This window comes from Alcanivorax sp. HI0044, from assembly GCF_001634945.1.
Window position 1 is genome coordinate 1 of the sequence record NZ_LWEZ01001845.1, and the last position, 747, is coordinate 747.

A 747-nucleotide genomic window follows, 5' to 3' on the forward strand; every position below is an offset into this window, starting at 1 on the left:
TATCATGAAAGTTGTATCCGCTGCGACCTTGTTGATCGCTGGCACACTGGCGCTGGCCGGTTGTGATAACACCACCATCAATACCACCCGCGACAGCATCACCGTATCCGGCAGTGGTGAAATCAGCGCCCAACCAGACCGTTTCACGGTGGTCGCTACCGCCAGTGAAAACGGCGATGACATCGCCGGTATGAAAGATCGCGTGGATGAGTCTGTCAGCAATATGCTGGATCTCGCAGACGACCTGGATATCGAAGAAAAGGCCGTCACCGCCAGCACCATGCAAGTCACCCCCCAATGGCAGTATCAACCCGAACGCAAACTGATTGGCCACCAGGTCAGCCGCGACGTGAGCTTCAAGGTCGACGGCCTTGAAACCTATGCGGAGCTACTGGAAGGACTTGCCGAACAGGGCGTACGTAACATCCGCCCCGCCGGTGCGGAAGTTAGCAACCGCGACCAGCTGGGCAACCAGGCCCTGGAAAAAGCCGTGGCTGATGCCCGTCAACGGGCAGAGATCATTGCCGAAGCCGCAGACCGTGACCTGGGCGAAGCCTTCCAGATCACCGCTCAGGGGATCCACCACCCGCAACCGGTGATGATGATGGCTCGCAGCAAAGAAAGCGGTGCCGCAGACAGTTACCGGGCCGGCGAAACCGAGATTTCCGCCCAGGTACAAATCACCTTTGAACTGAACTGAGCGAACATCCCCATGGATGCACTGGGCCAGATTTGTAGCGCCGCACT

Annotated in this window: 1 protein-coding gene; it reads left to right on the plus strand. The window is 58.2% G+C overall.

The window, feature by feature from the left end; translation table 11 throughout:
* Positions 1 to 700, plus strand: a 700-nt coding sequence (locus tag A3730_RS27525) for an SIMPL domain-containing protein (protein ID WP_369819135.1), incomplete at its 5' end; no start/stop codon positions are given.
* Between the last annotated feature and the right edge of the window lie 47 nt (positions 701 to 747).